This window comes from Pseudomonas sp. 1152_12 (genome assembly GCF_052850675.1).
In genome coordinates this window covers 61,794-78,988 of the sequence record NZ_VXCW01000016.1, presented here as the reverse complement: position 1 = coordinate 78,988, position 17,195 = coordinate 61,794, and the positions used below count along the sequence as shown (strand labels likewise).

At 60.5% G+C, this 17,195-nt stretch carries 23 protein-coding genes; 14 read left to right on the top strand and 9 right to left on the bottom strand.

Going from position 1 to position 17,195, the window contains the following annotated elements; translation table 11 throughout:
* Positions 1 to 41: 41 nt before the first annotated feature.
* The 3 genes from FW764_RS24850 (at position 42) to FW764_RS24840 (ending at position 1,944) form a co-directional block, all read left to right on the top strand.
* Entirely contained in the window at positions 42 to 1,031 is a 990-nt protein-coding gene (locus FW764_RS24850; protein ID WP_446436192.1) for a 2-hydroxyacid dehydrogenase, read from the top strand.
* A 71-nt stretch (positions 1,032 to 1,102) separates the two neighbouring features.
* On the top strand, positions 1,103 to 1,543 hold the full coding sequence (locus tag FW764_RS24845) for a hypothetical protein (RefSeq protein WP_446436191.1): 441 nt from the start codon (positions 1,103 to 1,105) through the stop codon (positions 1,541 to 1,543).
* Complete coding sequence (locus tag FW764_RS24840; protein ID WP_446436190.1) at positions 1,540 to 1,944, top strand: META domain-containing protein; 405 nt, start codon at positions 1,540 to 1,542, stop codon at positions 1,942 to 1,944. Before FW764_RS24845 ends, FW764_RS24840 begins: the two co-directional genes overlap by 4 nt.
* 76 nt (positions 1,945 to 2,020) lie before the next feature.
* Here FW764_RS24840 and FW764_RS24835 read toward each other — a convergent pair whose 3' ends face one another.
* On the bottom strand, positions 2,021 to 2,482 hold the full coding sequence (locus FW764_RS24835) for a TlpA family protein disulfide reductase (protein WP_446436189.1): 462 nt from the start codon (positions 2,480 to 2,482) through the stop codon (positions 2,021 to 2,023).
* Positions 2,483 to 2,598: 116 nt separating this feature from the next.
* On the opposite strand from FW764_RS24835, the gene arsC reads away from it, so the two are divergent.
* Genes arsC through FW764_RS24820 form a run of 3 tightly spaced genes read left to right on the top strand, consistent with a single transcriptional unit; the run spans position 2,599 to position 3,954 of the window.
* Complete coding sequence (arsC, locus tag FW764_RS24830) at positions 2,599 to 2,952, top strand: arsenate reductase (glutaredoxin) (protein WP_446436188.1); 354 nt, start codon at positions 2,599 to 2,601, stop codon at positions 2,950 to 2,952.
* Positions 2,949 to 3,563 carry an NAD(P)H:quinone oxidoreductase gene (wrbA, locus tag FW764_RS24825; RefSeq protein WP_446436187.1) on the top strand — a complete coding sequence of 205 codons (615 nt, stop codon included), beginning with the start codon at positions 2,949 to 2,951 and terminating at the stop codon, positions 3,561 to 3,563. The genes arsC and wrbA overlap by 4 nt, the downstream gene beginning before the upstream one ends.
* Positions 3,547 to 3,954 (top strand): DUF2069 domain-containing protein, encoded by a 408-nt coding sequence (locus tag FW764_RS24820; RefSeq protein ID WP_446436186.1) that lies wholly within the window; start codon positions 3,547 to 3,549, stop codon positions 3,952 to 3,954. The genes wrbA and FW764_RS24820 overlap by 17 nt, the downstream gene beginning before the upstream one ends.
* Positions 3,955 to 4,078: 124 nt before the next feature.
* Here the strand turns inward: FW764_RS24820 and FW764_RS24815 are convergent, their stop codons facing one another.
* Positions 4,079 to 4,750: a DNA-3-methyladenine glycosylase I gene (locus FW764_RS24815; protein ID WP_446436185.1), complete on the bottom strand. Its 672-nt coding sequence runs from the start codon at positions 4,748 to 4,750 to the stop codon at positions 4,079 to 4,081.
* 67 nt (positions 4,751 to 4,817) lie between these two features.
* The gene (gene ttcA, locus FW764_RS24810; RefSeq protein ID WP_446436184.1) at positions 4,818 to 5,642 is read right to left on the bottom strand and encodes a tRNA 2-thiocytidine(32) synthetase TtcA; all 825 of its coding nucleotides are present in this window, start codon (positions 5,640 to 5,642) and stop codon (positions 4,818 to 4,820) included.
* 365 nt (positions 5,643 to 6,007) lie between these two features.
* On the opposite strand from ttcA, the gene FW764_RS24805 reads away from it, so the two are divergent.
* Positions 6,008 to 6,610 (top strand): Yip1 family protein, encoded by a 603-nt coding sequence (locus FW764_RS24805; protein ID WP_407021834.1) that lies wholly within the window; start codon positions 6,008 to 6,010, stop codon positions 6,608 to 6,610.
* 128 nt (positions 6,611 to 6,738) lie between these two features.
* On the top strand, positions 6,739 to 7,233 hold the full coding sequence (locus FW764_RS24800) for a SprT family zinc-dependent metalloprotease (RefSeq protein WP_446436183.1): 495 nt from the start codon (positions 6,739 to 6,741) through the stop codon (positions 7,231 to 7,233).
* A 79-nt stretch (positions 7,234 to 7,312) separates the two neighbouring features.
* Here FW764_RS24800 and FW764_RS24795 read toward each other — a convergent pair whose 3' ends face one another.
* Positions 7,313 to 8,494 (bottom strand): CaiB/BaiF CoA transferase family protein, encoded by a 1,182-nt coding sequence (locus FW764_RS24795; protein ID WP_446436182.1) that lies wholly within the window; start codon positions 8,492 to 8,494, stop codon positions 7,313 to 7,315.
* Positions 8,495 to 8,651: 157 nt separating this feature from the next.
* On the opposite strand from FW764_RS24795, the gene tusD reads away from it, so the two are divergent.
* The 6 genes from tusD (at position 8,652) to FW764_RS24765 (ending at position 12,088) form a co-directional block, all read left to right on the top strand.
* Entirely contained in the window at positions 8,652 to 9,044 is a 393-nt protein-coding gene (tusD, locus tag FW764_RS24790) for a sulfurtransferase complex subunit TusD (RefSeq protein ID WP_446436181.1), read from the top strand.
* A 1-nt stretch (position 9,045) separates the two neighbouring features.
* Entirely contained in the window at positions 9,046 to 9,396 is a 351-nt protein-coding gene (tusC, locus tag FW764_RS24785) for a sulfurtransferase complex subunit TusC (RefSeq protein WP_446436180.1), read from the top strand.
* Positions 9,396 to 9,674, top strand: a complete 279-nt coding sequence (gene tusB, locus FW764_RS24780) for a sulfurtransferase complex subunit TusB (RefSeq protein ID WP_446436179.1) — start codon at positions 9,396 to 9,398, stop codon at positions 9,672 to 9,674. The genes tusC and tusB overlap by 1 nt, the downstream gene beginning before the upstream one ends.
* A complete protein-coding gene (locus tag FW764_RS24775) occupies positions 9,671 to 10,006 on the top strand; it encodes a TusE/DsrC/DsvC family sulfur relay protein (protein ID WP_446436178.1) in 336 nt (111 codons plus the stop codon). The genes tusB and FW764_RS24775 overlap by 4 nt, the downstream gene beginning before the upstream one ends.
* Complete coding sequence (locus FW764_RS24770; protein WP_446436177.1) at positions 10,003 to 11,004, top strand: glycosyl transferase family protein; 1,002 nt, start codon at positions 10,003 to 10,005, stop codon at positions 11,002 to 11,004. The genes FW764_RS24775 and FW764_RS24770 overlap by 4 nt, the downstream gene beginning before the upstream one ends.
* Before the next feature lie 88 nt (positions 11,005 to 11,092).
* Positions 11,093 to 12,088, top strand: a complete 996-nt coding sequence (locus FW764_RS24765; protein WP_446436176.1) for a glutathione S-transferase family protein — start codon at positions 11,093 to 11,095, stop codon at positions 12,086 to 12,088.
* A gap of 65 nt (positions 12,089 to 12,153) precedes the next feature.
* On the opposite strand, the gene cysG is transcribed toward FW764_RS24765, so the two are convergent.
* Genes cysG through lolA form a run of 5 tightly spaced genes read right to left on the bottom strand, consistent with a single transcriptional unit; the run spans position 12,154 to position 17,193 of the window.
* Positions 12,154 to 13,548, bottom strand: coding sequence for a siroheme synthase CysG (gene cysG, locus FW764_RS24760; RefSeq protein WP_446436175.1), 1,395 nt, complete (start codon positions 13,546 to 13,548; stop codon positions 12,154 to 12,156).
* On the bottom strand, positions 13,549 to 14,829 hold the full coding sequence (gene serS, locus FW764_RS24755; RefSeq protein ID WP_446436174.1) for a serine--tRNA ligase: 1,281 nt from the start codon (positions 14,827 to 14,829) through the stop codon (positions 13,549 to 13,551).
* Positions 14,830 to 14,845: 16 nt separating this feature from the next.
* Positions 14,846 to 15,220 (bottom strand): fluoride efflux transporter CrcB, encoded by a 375-nt coding sequence (gene crcB / locus FW764_RS24750; protein WP_446436173.1) that lies wholly within the window; start codon positions 15,218 to 15,220, stop codon positions 14,846 to 14,848.
* Positions 15,220 to 16,542: a replication-associated recombination protein A gene (locus FW764_RS24745; RefSeq protein WP_094950636.1), complete on the bottom strand. Its 1,323-nt coding sequence runs from the start codon at positions 16,540 to 16,542 to the stop codon at positions 15,220 to 15,222. The genes crcB and FW764_RS24745 overlap by 1 nt, the downstream gene beginning before the upstream one ends.
* Positions 16,543 to 16,569: 27 nt before the next feature.
* Positions 16,570 to 17,193, bottom strand: a complete 624-nt coding sequence (lolA, locus tag FW764_RS24740; protein ID WP_083358900.1) for an outer membrane lipoprotein chaperone LolA — start codon at positions 17,191 to 17,193, stop codon at positions 16,570 to 16,572.
* Positions 17,194 to 17,195 lie beyond the last annotated feature (2 nt).

The window sequence follows — 17,195 nt, the reverse complement described above, 5'->3', positions numbered from 1 at the left end:
GGCGTCCGCGTTTGCAATGGGTAATAACAGGGAGCGTTTTAATGCGCGTGATTCTTTTCAGCAGCCAAACCTACGACCGCGAGAGTTTTCTCGGCGAGCCGCTGCCGCCGGGCCTTGAGCTCCAATTCCAACCTGCCCGGCTCACCCTCGACACCGTGGCCCTGGCCGAACATCACGCCGTGGTCTGCGCCTTTATCAACGACGACCTTAGCGCCCCGGTGCTGGAGCAGTTGGCCGCAGGCGGCACGCGCCTGATTGCCCTGCGCTCGGCCGGTTACAACCATGTCGACCTGCCTGCCGCCCAGCGCCTTGGCCTGACCATCGTGCGCGTGCCGGCCTACTCGCCTCACGCAGTGGCCGAGCACGCTGCGGCCCTGATCCTCGCCCTCAACCGGCGCCTGCACCGTGCCTACAACCGCACCCGCGACGGTGATTTCAGCCTGCATGGGCTGACCGGCTTCGACTTGGTGGGCAAGACCGTCGGCGTGGTCGGCACCGGGCAGATCGGCGCTACGTTCGCCAAGATCATGGCCGGGTTCGGCTGCCGGTTGCTGGCCTACGACCCCTTCCCCAACCCGCAGGTCCAGGCTCTCGGCGCTGACTATGTGAGCCTGCCGGAACTGCTGGCCAAGGCGCAGATCATCAGCCTGCACTGCCCGCTCACAACCGACAGTAAACACCTGATCAACACCCGTTCCCTGGCAAAGATGCAACGCGGCGCGATGCTGATCAACACCGGCCGCGGCGGCCTGGTTGATACGCCGGCACTGATCGAAGCCCTCAAGGACGGCCAACTCGGCTATCTGGGGCTGGACGTGTATGAAGAAGAAGCCCAGCTGTTTTTCGAAGACCGCTCCGACCTGCCGCTGCAAGACGACGTGCTCGCGCGCCTGCTGACCTTTCCCAACGTGATCATCACCGCGCACCAGGCGTTCCTCACTCGCGAGGCCCTGGCGGCAATCGCCAGCACCACGTTGAGCAACATTGCTGCGTGGGCCGAAGGCCAGCCGCAAAATCGCGTCGAAGGATGATCAGCGGTCACATACCAGGCGGATGATAAGCAGGCACCCGTGATAGGATGCCGCGCCTATTTGGAGGATCCATGGCCGAACACGATTTTCGCTTCAGCTTGCTGAGCCCGCAACACACCCTGATCGAATGCCGCGCCCTGGTGCCAGGCCGTTATCAAGTCACCGGCAACGGTGGTTCGATCAAACATGGCGACGTACTCATCGTCACGCTGCGCGGCAGTAAAACCCTGTCGATGCGCCTGACCGTCGAAGGCGACGCGCGCTACTCCATTCGCCCGGCGGGCCAATGGGTCGCTATGGCTCTTGGGCCGAAATTCGGCGAGCTGGAAATTCACACCTGGAAGGTCAATTGCGACAGCTGCGACAGCGTGTTGGAGTTTGAGTTCGCGGTGGAAACCAAGCTGACCAAAGAACCGTTGCAGCCCGCTGCGAACGCACGCATCAAAGCGTTGGGTTGGGCCAGCGAAGGCGACAAGCACCGCTGCCCTAAATGCCAGCAGGCCGCGCAATGAAAGGCGCGCTTATGCTCGCCGCCATCGGGGTTGGCCTGACCGGCTGCGCCGGGGATGCCGTGAAGCTTGAGCAGGATCACAGCTACGTCGTGGAATGGATTGGCGAGCGCCCGCTGATGGACTACGCCAACCTGACCGTCACCCTCGGTGCCGATGGCCGCGCCTATGGCAATGGCGGCTGCAACCACTGGTTCGCACCGTACACCGTCGAGGGCGACAAGCTCAGCTTCGGCAAGATCGGCAGCACCCGCAAACTGTGCGCCGAGGCCTTGATGGAGCAGGAACACCGCTTCTTCCAGGCCCTGCAAGGTGTTGAGCGTTGGGACATCTCGCCGATCGAGCAGACGCGCTTCTGGCCGGCCGAAGGCAAGCCGATTCGCCTGTGGCTTGAAGAGGGCTGATAGCCCCTACCAGATACGGGTGAGGTCTAAATGTGGGAGGGGGCAAGCCCCTCCCACATTGATTTTTGTAGTTGCTTTAGCCGCGCAAGGCTTTCAGTTTGGCCAACACCCCTTCCGCCGTCTGCTCTCCCATCAACTGCTCGCGCACCTTGCCCTTATCATCAATGATGTAGGTCACAGGCAACGCCTCGCTGCGCGGAATATCGAAAATATCTTCCGGGTTCTGCGCCAGTACGGTGAACTTGATCCCCAGCTTCTCACTGGCTGCCTTGAGTTCTTCACCCTGCACATTGTCGAAGTTAACCCCGAACACCCCCACGTTTTGCCCTTTCAACTGCTCGGCCAAGGCGTTGAGTTCCGGGATCTCCGTGCGGCACGGGCCACACCATTCGGCCCAGTAGTTAACCACTGCCCATTGCTTGTCCAAGCGCTCGGACGCTACTTTCTTGCCGTACTGGTCAACGCCGTAGTCGTTACCGCAGCCGCTGAGCAGCAGGGTTGTGATGATCGCCAATACACCGATCAGTCGCCTTGTCATGGGGTAATCCTTCGCAAAAAATGAACGTTGGCTGCGACCTATCGCCTCTTACGGTTTAAGGACGGGACGCTGCGCAGGTAGAATACCCGCCACCTTACGCAAGATGCGACCCGCACATGACCGATCTGACGCTTTATCACAATCCGCGCTGCTCGAAATCCCGCGGTGCGCTCGAACTGCTGGAAGCCCGCGGCCTCAATCCCACCATCGTGCGCTACCTGGAAACGCCGCTGAATGCCGCGCAAATAAAGGCCCTGCTCGATAAGCTAGGTATCAGTGCACGCCAACTGCTGCGCACCGGCGAAGACGAATACAAAACCCTCAACCTGGCCGACGCGAGCCTCAGTGAAACGCAACTGATTGTTGCCATCGCCGACCATCCCAAGCTGATGGAACGCCCGATCCTGGAAACCGCCGATAAAGCCGTCATTGGCCGGCCGCCGGAAAACCTGCTGGAGCTGCTGCCGTGATCGCGCCGTATGTGCTGGTGTTGTATTACAGCCGCAATGGCGCGGTCAGCGAAATGGCCCGGCAGATTGCCCGGGGCATCGAACAAGGCGGGCTGGAAGCACGCCTGCGCACGGTGCCGGCGATCTCCACCGAGTGCGAAGCCGTAGCGCCGAGCATCCCGGACGAAGGCGCGCTGTATGCCAGCCTGGATGATTTGAAAAACTGCTCGGGCCTGGCCCTGGGCAGCCCGACGCGTTTCGGCAATATGGCTGCGCCGCTCAAATACTTCCTCGACGGCACCAGCAACCTGTGGCTGACGGGTGCGCTCGTGGGCAAGCCCGCCGGGGTGTTCACCTCCACAGCCAGCCTGCACGGTGGCCAGGAAACCACCTTGATGTCGATGCTGCTGCCACTGCTGCACCACGGCATGCTGATCACCGGCCTGCCTTACAGCGAACAAGCGCTGCTCGACACCCAAGGCGGCGGCACGCCGTATGGCGCCAGCCATCACTCGGGGCCTGACGGTAAGCGTCTGCTCGACCCACACGAAATCACCCTGTGTCGCGCCCTGGGCCTGCGCCTGGCCAACACGGCCATGTTGCTGGAGAACGGCCGTGGCCAGAAAACTTAAGGTCCTGCCGCCGCAGGCGTGGCTGGAGCCACGGGTCAAGGTGGCACGCGGGTTGAGCCTGCTGGCGTTTCTCGGGCTGGTGGGCTTGCTGTGCGTTTATTACCTGTTTGTCGCCGATCTGCATGGGGCTCGCCCGTGGGTGATCCTGCTGATCGAGCTGGTGCCGCTGCTGGTGCTGGCGCCGGGCATGCTAACGGGCAGCGCGCGCGGGCACTCGTGGATGTGCTTTGTGGTGAACCTGTATTTCATCAAGGGCGCGTTGGCAGCCTATGACCCGAACCGGCAGTGGTTCGGGGCGCTGGAAATGCTCGCGAGCCTGGCGGTGTTTTGCACGGCGTTATTGTATGTGCGCTGGCGGCATCAGTTGAACCGGCGGCTCGCGCAAACCTGATAGAGATTGGGCGGCTGTTAGTCAGTCTTCGCGAGCAAGCCCGCACACACATGTATCCGCGCGCACCCTTTGGAATGCGGTCGAATGTGGCAACAGGCTTGCTCGCGAAGGCCTCACCTCGGTTTCAATGATTCACCGTGTAAGCCAGCATCATCGACAACTGGCACATCGGCCGCCCACTCTCGGCATGCCATTGGTTGAACGCCCCCTGCACTGCCGCCAAATCGCGCAGACTGGTCGGCGCCTTGTCGACAATCTTCTGCGCATTCAACGCGGCCACCACGTCATCGCTCGGTACAAATGTGTCCTTGCCCACCATGCGCAAGAAGCGTGGCGCCGACAATCCGCCCAACTGGTGACCGTGTTTACTCAGGTACTTCCATAGGCCAACGATATCGGTCACTGGCCAGTCGGCGATAAATGCGCCAAAACTGCCCTTTGCCTGCTCGATATCCAGAATCATCTGGGCGTTGCGCGGCACACTCTTGAGTTTGCCCAAGTGACGAATGATGCGCGCATCCTGCATCAAACGCTCCAGGTGCTCGGCGCCCATGAGCACGACCTTTTCCGGGTCGAAGCCAAAGAACACCTGCTCAAACGCAGGCCACTTGCCATCTACCACACTGTGCTTAAGCCCGGCACGAAATACGCGCAGCGCCAGGGTCGACAGGTAGCGGTCATCACTGATCTTGCGCAGTTGCGCCGGGGTTTTGGGTACAGGCAGGTGGGCTTCCAGCTCGGCCGCCGAACCGAAACGGTTCAGACAATATTCGTGCAGCCACTTGTAATCGCGCATGCCCTCTCCTGGGATTTGAATTCAAAACGGCGCCCGTGAGCGCCGTCTTTCAGAGCGTTGAAACGTGTTAGAGGTTCACAACATTGACGAAGCGCGACGCGGCGTTCTCGTCAATTTTAAGGCTGGCGAAGTCGAACAGATTGCGGTCGGCCAATTGCGACGGCTGCACATTCTGCAGGCTGCGGAAGATGCTTTCGGTGCGCCCGGGAGTCTTGCGCTCCCAATCCAGGAGCATCTCCTTGACCACCTGGCGTTGCAGGTTTTCCTGGGAGCCACACAGGTTGCACGGGATGATCGGGAATTGCTTGAAGTCGGAGTAAGCCTGGATGTCTTTCTCGTTGCAATACGCCAGCGGGCGGATCACCACGTTGCGCCCGTCATCGGCACGCAGCTTGGGCGGCATGGCCTTGAGGGAGCCGTTGAAGAACATATTCAGGAAGAATGTCTCAACGATGTCATCGCGGTGGTGACCCAGCGCCATCTTGGTCGCGCCGATTTCATCGGCAAAGGTATAGAGCGTGCCACGGCGCAGGCGTGAGCACAGCGAGCAGGTGGTCTTGCCTTCAGGGATCAGCTCCTTGACCACCGAATACGTGTCTTTCTCGACGATGTGATACTCAACGCCCAGCGCTTTAAGGTAGGCAGGCAATACGTGCTCGGGGAAGCCCGGTTGTTTCTGGTCCATGTTGACGGCGACGATCTCGAACTTGATCGGTGCAACCTTTTGCAGGTGCAGCAGCACGTCGAGCAGGGTGTAGCTGTCTTTGCCGCCGGAGAGGCAGACCATCACCTTGTCGCCCTCCTCGATCATGTTGAAATCGGCGACCGCTTCACCGGCCAGGCGGCGCAGGCGTTTTTGCAGTTTGTTCTGGTTGACGGTAAGAGTGCCCATGGCGCTTGGATCCGCTAGAGGTGTGTGACGAAAAGCCGGGCATTTTACCTTCATGACCGACCGAGTTCCAATGTGGGAGGGGCTTGCTCCCGATAGCAGTACATCAGGCAAACCATCCACAGCTGACACACCGCCATCGCAAGCAAGCCCCCCTCCCGCAGGTGATTGCATCAACAGCGACAGACCCCGCCGCGATTAGCGTCAACGTTTACAGCGCAATTTGCTCTAAAGCCCTACGGTTTTTCCGGTCATCAGTTCCTATACTGCGACGTAAGGTCGCACACAACTATCCAGGACCTTTGAGGCCACTTGGCCCGTGGGCGCTCCGTTGGGGGGCGATGGTAATAACGACAGGAGTGACTGGCATGATCCATCACGTCGTGGGACTGTTTACTCATCCCGACCAGGAATGGCGGGAAATTCGTGGCGATAAGGAAGAAAGTATCGGCCACATGTACCTCACTCACACCCTGATTCTCGCGGCGATTCCCGCCGTGTCCGCTTTTATCGGCACTACTCAGGTCGGCTGGGTTATTGGCAGCCGCGCGCCGGTCATGCTGACCCAGGAAAGTGCGTTGTGGATGACGATCATGTCATACGCAGCCATGCTCGGCGGTGTGGCGGTGATGGGCGCATTCATTCACTGGATGGCCCGCACCTACGACGCCAGCCCCAGCATGGCGCGCTGTGTGGCGTTTGCCACCTACACCGCGACCCCGCTGTTTATCGGCGGGCTGTCAGCGCTTTACCCACATATGTGGCTGGGGATGGTGGTGGGCACAGCGGCCATTTGCTACACGGTGTACCTGCTCTATGTAGGGCTGCCGACGTTCATGAGCATCGATCCGGACGAGGGCTTCCTGTTTTCCAGTTCAGTGCTCGCTGTTGGCTTGGTGGTGCTGGTGGCGATCATGGCGTTTACCGTGATCGTCTGGGGCTTGGGCGTAGGCCCGATCTACACTAACTAAGCGGATAGAACCCTAGGCAAAGCCACCGCAAGGTGGCTTTGTGCGTTATGCATGACCATTCGGCGCCTGACCGATTCGGAAACACTCGCTTTTGCGGCATACTGGACGTCTCTGGAGATATGGTCAGCATGCCCGAGCAACTCAATACCCGCGTCGAAGATTGTTTCCTGCAAGCCGAATCCTTTTTCAAACGAAGCTTCAAACGCCCCCAGGTCAGCCTCAAGCTGCGGGGCCAAAAGGCCGGTGTCGCGCATCTGCACGAGAACCTGCTGCGTTTCAACCCACAGCTATACCGTGAAAACAGCCAGCACTTCCTCAAACAGACAGTGGCCCATGAGGTTGCGCACCTGATCGCCCATCAATTGTTTGGTGAACGCATCCAGCCGCATGGCGAGGAATGGCAACTGATCATGCGCGGGGTTTACGAACTGCCGCCGGATCGTTGCCACACTTATGAAATCAAGCGTCGGCAAGTGACCCGGTATATTTACCGCTGCCCGTGTGCCGAGAGTGATTTTCCGTTTTCAGCCCAGCGCCATGGGTTGGTGAACCAGGGACGCCGGTATTTGTGTCGGCGGTGCCGGCATACCTTGGTGTACACCGGGGAAACTCGGGTGGAGTGATGGTCTCTCCCACACTTAGGCCTGTGAACACGGTCAAAATGTGAGGGCGGCCTTGCTCGCGAATGCGTCAGATCAAGCCCTACCCAACCACCCTGGCACGACGCAATTCGGCTATTCGCTGAGCCTCTATCCCAAGCTCAGCCAACACTTCATCCGTATGCGCACCCACCGCGGCCCCAATATGCCGGGCCTCTGGCAACCCCTCTGAAAATTTCAACGGGCAGGCGATTTGCGCCTGGGCCGAGCCATCGCCGCGCGGCACCTGGCAGACCAACTCCCGCGCTTTCAACTGCGGATGCTCCACCGCTTCACTCAAACTGAGTACCGGCTCAACACACGCATCCACCCCGGCAAACAGCGCGCACAGCTCCTCAAAGCTGCACTTTTCAAATTCCACCTGCAGCGCCTGCTTCAGGGCTTTTTGCTGCTCCGGTTCAGGCGACAGGCCCTGCGCCGCCAACTCCGGCCGTCCTAACGCCTCGCACAATTGCTGCATAAACGCAGGCTCCAGGCTGCCGACCGACATCCAACGCCCATCCCGGGAGCGGTAATAATCGTAGAAACTGCCGCCGTTCAGCACATGGTTTTCCCAACCCGGCTCCACCCCACAGGCCAGGAAACCGGCGCCGGCCATGGCGTTCAGGCTGAACGAACAATCGGTCATGCTCACGTCCAGGTATTGGCCAACTCCGCTGTGCTGCCGCGCAATCACGGCCGCCAACAACCCCACCACCGCGTGCAGCGAGCCACCGCCGACATCCGCCAATTGCACGCCCAACGGCAACGGCCCACTGTCCTGACGACCGGTGTAACTGGCAACTCCTGCCAGCGCAAGGTAGTTGATATCGTGCCCGGCGCGATCCTTATAGGGCCCCGTCTGGCCGTAGCCGGTGATCGACACATAAATCAGACGGGGATTAATCGCCTTCAACGCCGCATAACCCAGGCCCAAGCGCTCCATCACCCCTGGCCGGAATTGCTCAAGAACAATGTCGTAGTCCTTGACCAGCTCACGCACGATCGCCAACGCCTCGGCCTGCTTGAGGTCCAACGCCAGGCTGCGTTTATTGCGATTGAGGTAGGCATGGCTCGCCGATGTCCCCTGATCATGCGGTGGCAAGACTCGCAACAGGTCAATGCGCGTGGTCGATTCGATCCGCAGCACCTCGGCGCCCATGTCCGCCAGCATCAGGGATGCAAACGGGCCAGGGAGCAACGTGGAAAAATCCAGCACTTTAAGCGACGCCAAGGGACCTGACATAAAGACTCCATTTGGGTTACGAATGCCCACAGCGTAGGCAGGCTTGGTCCTACCGGCAATCGTCAGAACGATCAGCGACAGTGACCGTTTTGATCACGGCGGGCTTTTTCGCGGCGGCGGCTTTATCATTGGCTCACGTTTGCTAGCAGAGTGTTCCATGAAGTTCGCAATTGCGCTGTTTTCCGCCGCCCACGCGCCCTCCTCGCGCCGCGCCTTGCTGTTCGCCCAGGCAGCGTTGGCCGGTGGGCACGAGATTGTGCGGCTGTTTTTTTATCAAGACGGCGTGTACTCCGCGTCCAATAACATCGTTGCGCCCCAGGATGAGCAAGACATTGCCCGGCAATGGCGCGAGTTTGTAAACCAGCACCAGCTCGACGGCGTAGTGTGCATCGCCGCCGCCTTGCGCCGTGGCGTGCTGAACAACGAAGAGGCCACGCGCTATCAACGCAGCGCGGTAAACCTGGGTGCGCCATGGGCGCTGTCGGGCTTGGGGCAATTGCATGACGCCGCCCAGACCGCCGACCGCCTGATCTGTTTTGGAGGTCCGTGACATGTCCAACTCCTTATTGGTGATCAGTCGCCAGGCGCCATGGTCCGGGCCGAGCGCGCGCGAGGCACTGGATATTGTGCTGGCCGGCGGCGCGTTCGATCTGCCGATTGGCCTGCTGTTTATGGACGACGGTGTGTTCCAGTTGGCGCCGCACCAGGACGCCAAGGCGGTGCAGCAAAAAGACCTCAGCGCCAACTTGCAGGCGCTGGGCCTGTTCGGTGTTGATGATGTATTTGCTTGCAGCCACAGCCTGGCCGAGCGCGGGCTGGCAACTCCCGCCAGCGCCGAGCCTCTGGGCAGCGACGCTATCACCCAACTGATTGACCGTTACGACCAGGTGATTACCCTCTGATGTCGACTTTACATGTGGTTTCTCACTCCCCGTTTACCGATAGCCGCCTGGCCAGTTGCCTGCGCGTTTGCGGCACCGAGGACGCGATCCTGCTGTGCGGCGATGGCGCTTATGGCCTGCACAATGCAGCGTTACACACCAAAGGCCTGAAGGTCTTTGTGCTGGCCGAAGACATGCAGGCGCGCAATCTGCCCCTGCCAGACTGGGCCGACAGCGTGGACTATGCAGGCTTCGTGCAGTTATCGATCGATTACGACAAGGTCAACTCTTGGCTATGAACACCTTGACCGTAGGTTCACGCACCCTCGAACTGGACAAGGACGGCTACCTCGTCGACCTGAACGACTGGTCCGCCGAGGTAGCCAACGCCCTGGCCGCTGCCGAACCCTTGGAATTGACTGCCGCCCACTGGGAGATCCTTGAACTGCTGCGCGGCTTCTATGCGCAATTCCAGCTGTCCCCAGCCACACGCGCGCTGATCAAGTACACCGCCTTGAAGCTAGGCCCGGAAAAGGGCAACAGCCTGCACCTCAACACACTGTTCAACGGCACCCCCGCCAAACTCGCCGCCAAGCTGGCGGGCCTGCCCAGGCCGACGAATTGCTTATGACCGACTTTGCCCCGCTCACCCTTGAAACCCCTGCCGAACACCCGTTTGCGCCGTTCGTGCGCATCCTCGGCAAAGGCAAGCGCGGCGCGCGCAACCTCACCCGAGAGGAAGCTCGCGAAGCCATGGGCATGCTGCTTGACGAAAAAGTCGAAGACACCCAGCTCGGCGCTTTCCTGATGTTGCTGCGCCACAAGGAAGAAAGCCCGGAAGAACTCGCCGGCTTCACCGAGGCCGTGCGCGAACGCCTGAATGCGCCGGCGCTGAACGTGGATATCGACTGGCCCACCTACGCCGGAAAAAAACGCCACTTGCCATGGTATTTGCTCGCAGCCAAGTGCCTGGCGCAAAACGGCGTGCGCATCTTGATGCACGGCGGCGGCGCTCACACCGCTGGCCGGTTGTACACCGAGCAATTGCTGGAAGGTTTGCAGATCCCGCTGTGCCGTAATTGGCAGCAGGTCGAAACGGCGCTCGAACACGGCAACCTGGCGTTCATTCCGCTGGGCGATTGGGCGCCGCAGTTGCAACGCATGATCGACCTGCGCAACACCCTGGGCCTGCGCTCGCCGATCCACTCTCTGGCGCGTCTGCTCAATCCGCTGAGCGCGCGTTGCGGCCTGCAAAGTATTTTCCACCCCGGTTACCAGGGCGTGCACCGCGATGCCAGCGGCCTGCTTGGCGACAATGTGATCGTGGTGAAGGGCGATGGCGGCGAAGTCGAGATCAACCCGGACACCCTCAGCCACCTCTACGGCACCACCGGCGGCGAAAGCTGGGACGAAGAGTGGCCCGCCCTCTGCGCTCAACGGCACGTCAAACCCGCCAGCCTGGAACCCGAACATTTGAAAGCCGTGTGGCGTGGTGACGCTGAAGACAGTTACCCGCAATTGGCGCTGATTGCGACGATAGCCTTGGCATTACGCGGCCTTGGCCATCCGCGAGAGCAGGCGTTCGAATTGGCCCAGCAATACTGGGACGCACGGGACAAATCGATTTAACCGATCATTAGCGCCCGGTCTTTGCGCTTTTAGTTCGAACTCATCCCTTTAGACTGGGCTCCAACGCTTATTAGCAGAGGAGTCAGTCATGGGTTTGCTGATCGAAGGACACTGGAAAGACCAGTGGTACGAAAGTAGCGCAGACGGCGCTTTCCAACGGGAACAGGCGCAACGCCGCCACTGGGTGACCGCCGACGGCCAGCCCGGGCCGAGTGGCGACGGTGGCTTTAAGGCCGAAGCTGGCCGCTACCATCTGTATGTTTCGCTCGCCTGCCCCTGGGCCCATCGCACGCTGATCTTGCGCAAGCTTAAGGGCCTGGAAGGCCTGATTGACGTGTCCGTGGTCAGCTGGTTGATGCTGGAAAACGGCTGGACCTTCGACAAGGCTCACGGCTCTACCGGCGACAAGCTCGATGATTTCGACTTCATGCACCAACGCTATACCGCCGACACCGCCGACTACACCGGCCGCGTCACCGTGCCGGTGTTGTGGGACAAAAAGCTCAAGCGCATCGTGAGCAATGAATCGGCAGAGATCATCCGCATGTTTAACAGCGCCTTCAACGAACTGACCGGCAACACGCTGGACTTCTACCCTGAGGCGCTACGCCCGAGCATCGACGCGCTGAACGAACGCATCTACCCCGCCGTAAACAATGGCGTGTACCGCGCAGGCTTCGCCACCTCGCAAAAAGCCTATGAAAGCGCGTTTGATGATGTGTTTGCCGAGCTGGATCACCTGGAGCAGCACCTGGGAGGACATCGTTACCTGGCCGGTAAGCATCTGACCGAAGCCGATGTGCGGCTGTTTACCACGCTGATTCGCTTTGACGCGGTGTACTACAGCCACTTCAAATGCAATTTTCGGCGGATCGCCGATTACTCGAATTTGTCGAACTGGCTGAGGGAGATGTATCAGTGGCCGGGGGTGGCCGAGACGGTGGATTTTGCGCATATCAAGGGGCATTACTACGCGAGTCATCGCACGATTAACCCGTCAGGGATTGTGCCGAAGGGACCGTTGCAGAGCTTTGATGGCAGTCATGATCGTATGCGGTTAAACGCAAACGGCGTCTGGAGTTGATCCGAAAGGTGGACCGGGTTTGAAGGACTCATCGGGAGTGGCCAGACTCCCGATGCCGTCAAGGCTCAAACCTGGGACTGAGCGCCTTCAAACCACTTCAACTTCTCACGCAACATAACCACCTCACCGACGATCACCAATGTCGGCGCATGCACTTCATGCTCCGCCACCATGCGCGGCAAGTCCGCCAGGGTGCCGGTGAACACGCGCTGGTTGGACGTAGTGCCCTGCTGGATCAACGCTGCCGGCGTATCCGCCGCACGCCCATGCTTGATCAACTGTTCGCAGATGATCGGCAAACCGATCAGCCCCATGTAGAACACCAAGGTCTGCGACGGGCCAACGAGATCATGCCACGGCAGGTCCGAGGTACCGTTTTTCAAATGCCCGGTGATAAACCGTACCGACTGCGCATAGTCGCGATGGGTCAGCGGAATCCCGGCATACGCCGCGCAACCACTGGCCGCGGTAATGCCCGGCACCACCTGGAACGGGATGCCATGGGCCGCCAGCTCTTCGATCTCTTCGCCACCACGGCCAAAGATAAACGGGTCGCCACCTTTTAGGCGCAGCACGCGCTTGCCTTGCTTGGCCAAATCCACCAACTGCTGGTTGATCTGGTCCTGAGGCACGGCATGGTCGGCGCGACGCTTACCGACATACACGCGCTCAGCATCGCGGCGGCACAGCTCGAGAATCGCGGGGGCAACCAAGCGGTCATACAACACCACGTCGGCTTGCTGCATCAGGCGCAAGGCGCGGAAGGTCAGCAGGTCCGGATCACCTGGGCCGGCGCCCACCAAGTAGACTTCGCCCGGCGCATGCGGCGGTTTACCGTTGACCTTTTCGATCAGCAAGCGCTCGGCTTCATCGCCCTGCCCGGCCAACTGGCGGTCGGCAATCGGGCCTTGGAAAACCTCTTCCCAGAACGCACGGCGCTGCTGCACATCCGGATACAAACCTTTGACCTGAGCTCGAAAACGCGCCGCCAACCCTGCCAACTGGCCATAGGTGGACGGAATCCAGGTTTCCAGCTTGGCGCGGATCAAGCGCGCCAGCACCGGCGCATCGCCGCCGCTGGACACTGCAATCACCAACGGCGAACGATCGACAATCGCCGGGAAGATCACGCTGCACAACGCTGGCGCATCCACCACATTGACCGGTACACAACGGCGCTTGGCATCACTGGACACTTGCGCGTTCAATGGCTCGTCGTCGGTCGCCGCGATAATAAGGGTGCACCCGTCGAGGTCGGGCTCCTGATAACCGCGCACTATGAGTTCCCCGCCACTGCCCAGCGCCAGTTCACGCAACTGGTCTTCGATCTGGGGAGCAACCACCCGCAGCAACGCGCCGGCGTCGGCCAGCAGCCGGGATTTGCGCAAGGCAATCTCCCCGCCACCAACGACCAACACACGACTGCCGCGCAGGTTATGAAACAGCGGCAGAAATTCCATTTAGCCGATAACCTCAACGCCCGCCATATACGGCTTGAGCACCTCAGGTACACGGATCGAACCGTCAGCCTGCTGGTAGTTTTCCAGCACGGCCACCAGGGTACGGCCTACCGCCAAGCCGGAACCGTTGAGGGTGTGCACCAGTTCCGGCTTGCCGGTTTCCGGGTTACGGAAACGCGCCTGCATGCGACGCGCCTGGAAATCACCGCAGTTGGAGCACGACGAAATCTCGCGGTATTTGTCCTGGCTCGGCACCCACACTTCGAGGTCGTAAGTCTTCACGGCGCTGAAACCCATGTCGCCAGTGCACAGGGCAAGCACGCGGTACGGCAGCTCCAGCAGTTGCAGGACGCGCTCGGCATTGGCGGTCAGGCCTTCCAGGGCTTCCATGGAAGTCGACGGCTCGACCACTTGCACCATCTCGACCTTGTCGAACTGGTGTTGGCGGATCATGCCGCGAGTATCGCGACCCGAGGCACCGGCCTCACTGCGAAAACACGGGCTATGTGCAACAAGCTTCAACGGCAGCTGCTTGGAGTCAAGGATCTCACCGGCCACGATGTTGGTCAGCGACACTTCGGCGGTCGGGATCAGGTAAAGATCGGCTTCGCCGTCGCGGCTGATCTTGAACAGGTCCTCTTCGAATTTCGGCAGTTGGCTGGTGCCCATCAGCGCCGGCGCCTGTACCAAGTACGGCGTATAGGCTTCTTCGTAGCCGTGCTCGCCGGTGTGCAGGTTGATCATGAACTGCGCCAATGCACGGTGCATGCGCGCGATGGGGCCGCGCAGCAAAGCGAAGCGGGCGCCGGACATTTTGGCGGCGGTTTCAAAATCCAGGCCACCGGTCAACTCGCCCAGGGCAACGTGGTCCTTGATCTCGAAATCAAAGGCTTTTGGCGTGCCCCAACGGCGCACTTCGACGTTGCCGTCTTCGTCTTCGCCAATCGGCACGGATTCGTGCGGCAGGTTGGGAATGCCCAGCAGAATCGAGTCCAGCTCGCTCTGAATACCTTCCAGCTCGACTTTGCCGTCGGACAGCTCGGTGCCCATGCGCTCGACATCCGCCATCAACGGCGCGATGTCTTCGCCGCGCTGCTTGGCTTGTCCGATGGATTTGGAACGCGCATTACGCTCAGCCTGCAGTGCTTCGGTGCGGGTCTGGACGGTCTTGCGCTGTTCTTCCAGCGCTTCGATGCGCGCAACATCCAAGGCAAAGCCACGGGATGCGAGGCGGTCCGCTACGTCCTGAAGGTTGCTACGTAACAGTTTGGAATCGAGCATGTCGGTCTCTCGTTTATCAAAGTTTGGTCAAGGACAGGCCAGCCCAGGTGGCGAGCAGCCCGCCGAATACGCTGATGCCCAAGTACCCGAAGGCCACAAGGGCCTGCCCGCTTTCCAGCAGGCGCACCGTATCCAGTGAAAAGGATGAAAAGGTCGTCAGACCGCCTACAAAACCGACAATCAAGCCGGTACGAATTTCAATCGGCACTTCCGGGCGCGACAGGAACCAGCCATACAGCAGCCCGATGATCAAACACCCCACCAGGTTGACCGCCAGGGTCGCCGCATAAAAATGCTTCGGCCAATTGGCGCTGACCCAGGTGGCAGTGGCGAAACGCAATAATGTACCAGCGATGCCGGCGACGGACACTGCAAGAATCGTCTTGAACACTACTTTCTCCGCTGTTTGGGGCTGAGGCGATCGAGTTGGGCGAGGTGATTGAGCTTTTCACCGATCTTCAGCTCCAGGCCCCGGGGCACCGGCTGGTAGAACGGCTGCGGTTCCAGCTCATCGGGGAAATAGTCTTCGCCTGCGGCATAAGCGTCCGGCTCGTCATGGGCATAACGGTATTCGTCGCCGTAGCCTAACTGCTTCATCAGCTTGGTCGGGGCGTTGCGCAGGTGCAGCGGCACTTCCAGCGAGCCGTGTTCGGCGGCGGCGCGCAGGGCCGACTTGAAGCCCATGTACACCGCGTTGCTTTTTGGTGCGCAGGCCAGATAGGTAATGGCCTGGGCCACCGCCAACTCGCCTTCCGGGCTGCCCAGGCGTTCCTGCACTTCCCAGGCAGCGAGGCACAGGCTCAGCGCGCGCGGGTCGGCGTTGCCGATGTCTTCGCTGGCCATGCGCACCACGCGGCGCGCCAAGTACAGCGGGTCGCAGCCGCCGTCGATCATCCGCGCAAACCAGTACAACGCACCGTCGGGGTTGGAGCCGCGTACGGATTTGTGCAGCGCCGATATCTGGTCGTAGAAGGCTTCGCCGCCCTTGTCGAAGCGCCGGCGAGTGTCGCCGAGCAGGCTTTGCAACAGGTCGACGCCAATCTCGCTGTTGTCTTCGGCCAGGTCGGAAGCGTTCTCCAACAGGTTGAGAAAGCGCCGACCGTCGCCATCGGCGGCGCTCAGCAAAATCTTGAAGCCTTCGTCGCTCAGGCTCAACTGGCGCTTGCCCAGGCCCTTGTCTTCGCTCAACGCACGCTGCAACAGCTTGCGCATCGCCGCTTCGTCCAGGCTCTTGAGCACATAGACACGGGCACGCGACAGCAAAGCGTTGTTGAGTTCAAACGAGGGGTTTTCGGTGGTAGCGCCGATAAAGATCAGCGTGCCGTCTTCGACATAGGGCAAAAACGCATCCTGCTGCGACTTGTTGAAGCGATGCACTTCGTCGACGAACAAAATGGTGCGCTTGCCGTATTGCCCGGCCTGCTGCTTGGCGACTTCCACCGCCTGGCGGATCTCCTTGACCCCGGCCAGCACGGCCGACACCGTTTCGAAGTGCGCATCCGAGACTTTCGCCAGCAGCCGCGCCAGGGTGGTTTTACCCACCCCCGGCGGCCCCCAGAAAATCATCGAGTGCAGCGCCCCCTGCTCCAGAGCTTCGCGCAAAGGTTTGCCGCGAGCGAGCAGGTGTTCTTGCCCGACATACTCATCCAAGTTGGTCGAGCGCAAACGCGCGGCCAAGGGTTGAGCAATCGGGTCACTTCGAAACAAATCCATGGGCAGCGCTTGAAACCTCTCGGCAGGTTATTCCTGGATCACGTCGGCACCCTTGGGGATGACGAACTTGAACTTGGATGCATCCACAGCGCCGTTGGCCTTGACCGCGGAGAATAGAATATCGGTGCGCTGACCGACGCTGTCGATCAGGCGCATATTGTTGATTACGCCGTTGCCGAACGACAGTTGCAGGCTGTCGAACAGGGTGTCCTTGGATTTCGGCTTGAGGGTGAACTCAATCACGTTGCTGGTTTGCTTGGACGTGACATCAAAGCTGTCGCTGATCTTCGACACATCGCCCGACAGCAGCAGCGCCGGCGTCTGGTTCAAGCGCGGGTCGAGCTTCTTAATGGTCGCCTGTTCCAGGTCCGGGTCCCACAGGGTGACCTTCTGGCCGTCGGAGACGATGGTCTGCTCGTTCGGTGCGTCGGTCTTCCAATAGAACAGGCCTGGGCGCTGCACGGCCATTTCACCGGCGGTTTCCTGCAACTGGGTGCCGCCACCATCCAGGGTCAGTTGGGAGAAGCGTGCCGTCAGGGTCTTGGATTTGTCCAACAGGTTGGTCAGGCTGGCCACGGAGGCCGGATCAGCGTGGGCTGAAACGGCGGTCAGGGCCAGGGCCGGCAACAACAGCATGCGGATAAGACGCATGG